This window comes from Leucobacter sp. M11 (genome assembly GCF_035726885.1).
Classification (GTDB): Bacteria; Actinomycetota; Actinomycetes; order Actinomycetales; family Microbacteriaceae; genus JAPFRB01.
The window spans coordinates 62,596-66,172 of the sequence record NZ_JAPFRB010000005.1 but is presented as its reverse complement, the minus strand read 5'-3'; the positions used below and the strand labels follow the sequence as shown (position 1 = coordinate 66,172).

2 protein-coding genes and 1 pseudogene are annotated in these 3,577 nt (G+C 72.4%); 1 reads left to right on the top strand and 2 read right to left on the bottom strand.

Annotated elements, in window-relative coordinates:
• Positions 1–339 (bottom strand): annotated as a pseudogene (locus tag OOT08_RS15560) (transcription termination factor Rho); the annotation flags it as partial.
• Positions 340–615: 276 nt separating this feature from the next.
• Between OOT08_RS15560 and OOT08_RS15555 the strand changes: the two are divergent.
• Positions 616–1,230, top strand: coding sequence for a vitamin K epoxide reductase family protein (locus OOT08_RS15555; RefSeq protein WP_325093754.1), 615 nt, complete (start codon positions 616–618; stop codon positions 1,228–1,230).
• Positions 1,231–1,271: 41 nt separating this feature from the next.
• Here OOT08_RS15555 and OOT08_RS15550 read toward each other — a convergent pair.
• A partial coding sequence (locus OOT08_RS15550) for a beta-glucosidase (RefSeq protein ID WP_325093753.1) occupies positions 1,272–3,577 on the bottom strand: 2,306 nt, incomplete at its 5' end.

The window sequence follows — 3,577 nt, the reverse complement described above, 5'->3', positions numbered from 1 at the left end:
CGGCTTCGCCCGATCCGCGAGCGCGGCCTCAAGCGTGGCCTCGGCGGCGTCCGCTGCCTCGGCCGCCTTGGCCGCGGCGGCTTCGGCGGCCGCTGCCTCGTCGGCGGCGATCTGCGCCTTGGTGCGACGCTTGCGCGGGGCCTTCTTGACCGGCGCCTCCGCCTCGGCGGCCGGGGTCTCGGCAGCGGAGGTCTCGGCTGCCGGTGCCTCGCTCGGCGTCTCGGTCGGGGTGTCAGTGAGCGCGGGCGTGTCAGCCGCCGCGGGCGTTGCCTCGGGCGCGGTGGCCGCTGCTGCGGCTTCCTCGGCGCTCACGGTTTCGGGTGTGTCGTTGTTCACCATTCCTGGTGTGCTCCTTCATCGGGCAGTGTTCCGTGCCCGGGGTACTGTCTTGGCGACCCGTTCGGTCGCAAACTCTTCGTGTCGTCGTGGCGCATGCCCCAACGTGACCGGTACTCGGTCGTAGCCCCCTTGCGGTTACTACAAAACTCTGGACGAACCGTCGCGCCTCTTGCGATGACTGTACGGCTCGCGCACCTCCATTATGTCATGCGACACTCCGGAGCCGGTGAAACCTGCCCAGCGGGATTCCAGTCCGGCGGAACTAAGATCAGCAGTATGAATCAGCAGCAGCGCACGTCACGCCCCGTCGCGTTTGGACTCAGCACCGTGATCTTGGGGATCATCGGCTGGTTTGGGTCTTTCGAACTCCTCACGGAGTACATCAAGACCCTCTCGAATCCGGATCACGTCCCGAACTGCAACATCAGCATTCTCGTGACGTGCGGGCCGAACATGGTTTCGGAGCAGGGGTCGGTCTTCGGCTTCCCCAACCCGATCCTGGGCGTGTCCCTGTTCATGGCCCCCATCATCGTGGGCGTGGCGCTGCTGGCCGGGGCCCGCTTCCCGCGCTGGTTCTGGTCGCTGTATCAGCTGGGCCTCGCCTTCGGCTTCGGCTTCATCGCCTGGCTCGCCTTCCAGAGCATCTTTGTCCTGGGCACGCTCTGCCCCTGGTGCATGGTCGTCTGGGTCGTGATGATCCCGCTGTTCTGGACCTCCCTGTTCCACCCCTACGCCCGTGAGGAGTTCCCCGTGGCGGCGGGCACGCAGCAGCGCTTCGCCGCCCTCTCCTCCTGGGCCTGGGTCTTCATCGTGCTGAGCTACGTCATCATCGCGATGTCCGCCCAGCTGCGCCTGGACTGGTGGAGCGAACTCATGCGCGCCTTCTCCTAGGCTCGCGCCGCTCCGGGTGCCACGGGTCCGGCCCCGCGCCTTCAGGGGCGCGGGGAACCGACGATGCTGAGCAGCGCCTGGAGCTGCTCGGGGCTCGCCGCGCCGAAGCTGACGAGCTGCCCGAGCGTCATCTGCTCCGCCATTCGCATGACCTGGGGATCGGCCAGGGCTGCGCCCTGCTCCCCCGCGGCGGCCTGCGCGAGCGCCTGCTGCACGAGCGCCCCGGCGACGGGGTGCCGCAGCCACTCCCCGAGCGTGGACTGCGCGTCGAGCGGCACGGGCGAGGGATCGCCGGGCACCTCGACCGCGCCGGACCAGCGCGCCTCCCGGACGGAGCCGCCGACGCGGAGCTGATAGGCCCCGCCCTCGACGCACCACGCGGCGCCGGAGACCCGGTACGTCGCGAGGTCGCGAACCGGGAAGCCCAGCGCGACCGTGACGGCCTCCCCCGCCGGGACGAGCACCGAGGCGAAGGCCCGCAGCTCCGTCGCGGGGCGCGAGACGACCGCCCCGGGCAGCCCCGCGTAGACCTGCACGACCTCGCGCGCGTCGCGCTCGGAGCGATTGCGCAGCCGCACGCTGAGCCGCACCTCCTCGCCCTCGAGTTCGGCGGTGACGGCCTCGTAGTCAAAGCTCGCGTAGGACAGCCCGTGGCCGAAGGGGTAGCTCACCTCGCGGCCCACGGTCTCGCTCATCCGGTAGCCGACGTAGAGGCCCTCTCCGTAGCGCACGTGCCCCTCCTCCCCCGGAAAGAACGGGAAGCTCGGCACGTCCTCGAGCCGCTCCGGGATCGTCTCCGTGAGTCGGCCCGACGGGGAGACCACCCCAAAGAGCACATCGGCGGTGCCACCGCCCCCGGCCTGGCCGAGCAGCCACGCCTCCAGCAGCGCGGGCACCCGGCGGTGCCAGTCGGCCACGCGCACCACGCCCCCGTTGCTCAGCACGACCGCCGTGCGCGGGGCAACCGCGAGGACCCGGTCGAGCAGGGCGAGCTGGTCCGCGGGCAGCTCCAGGTCCGACCGGTCAAAGCCCTCGGATTCGGCCTCGTCCGGGAGCCCGAGAAACAGGAGCACCGTGTCCGCCGCCGCCGCGAGGGCCTCGGCCTCGCGGAGGAGGGCGGTGGGCTCGGCGTCCGCCGCGGGGGTGCCGGGCAGCGCCACGCCGGGGGCGAACTCCGGCGTCGGCAGGCCCGCCGCGGCGGCAAGGCGGTCGATCTCCGCCGCTGCGGTGTCCAGCCGGGTCGGCACGACCCGGGAGCTGCCGGAGCCCTGGAAGCGGGGCGAACGCGCGAACTCGCCGATCACGGCGATGCGCCCCGAGCCCGGCCCGAGCGGCAGGAGCGGTTCCTCCGCGGGGGTCACGGCCCCGGGCGGCGCGAGCGCCGGGGCGGGCTCGTTGCGCAGGAGCACGATACTGCGGGCGGCGGCCTCACGGGCGAGCGCGTGGTGCGCATCGTGATCGATGCGGGTCTCCGGGCGCGCATTCGTCTGGCCCCGGAGCGCGAGCCGGATCACGCGTCGGGCCGAGTCGTCGACCCGGTGCTCGGCGAGTGTTCCCGCCGCGACGGCCGCGGTGACCGGCGCCGTGTTCGGCTGCTCGGTGCCCGGCATCTCCAGGTCGAGCCCGGCCTCCAGCGAGGCGACGCGGTCGCGGACGGCGCCCCAGTCGGACACGAGCACCCCGTCGTAGCCCCACTCGTCCCGCAGGACATCGCGCAGCCAGGGGTCTTCCGCGGCAAAGCGGCCGTTCACCCGGTTGTAGGAACACATCACGGTCCAGGGGCGCGCCTCCTCGATGATGCGCCGGAAGGCGGGCAGGTACAGCTCGCGGAGGGTGCGCTCGTCGATGTCGGCGCTCACCCGCATCCGGTCGCTCTCCTGATTGTTCGCGGCGAAGTGCTTCACGGAGGCACCCACCCCGCGCGACTGGATGCCGCGGACGAGGGCCGCGCCGAGCACCCCGCTGAGCAGCGGGTCCTCGGAGTAATACTCGAAGTTGCGCCCGCAGCGCGGGTCGCGCTTGAGGTTGACGCCCGGGCCGAGCAGCACCTGGACGTCCGCGGCCTGGGCCTCGTCGCCGAGGGCCTGCCCCACGCGCTCGATCAACTCGGGATCCCAGCTCGCCCCGATGCCCACGGCGGGCGGGAAGCACGTTGCCGGTTCCCCGGCGATCGCGCCGAGGTGGTCGCCGCCCGTGCGCTGGCGTCGGAGCCCGTGCGGCCCGTCCGAGAGGGTGATCTCCGGGAGCCCGGCCTCGGGCACGGCTCGGCTCTCCCAGATGCTTGCCCCGGTCGTCACCGCGACGCGCTGCTCCGGGCTGAGCCGGGCCAGCACGGCCTCGACCGCGT

Bases quoted from the DNA above. Each gene is read 5' to 3' on its own strand.
- OOT08_RS15555 (WP_325093754.1), top strand. From the start codon at position 616: ATGAATCAGCAGCAGCGCACGTCACGCCCCGTCGCGTTTGGACTCAGC.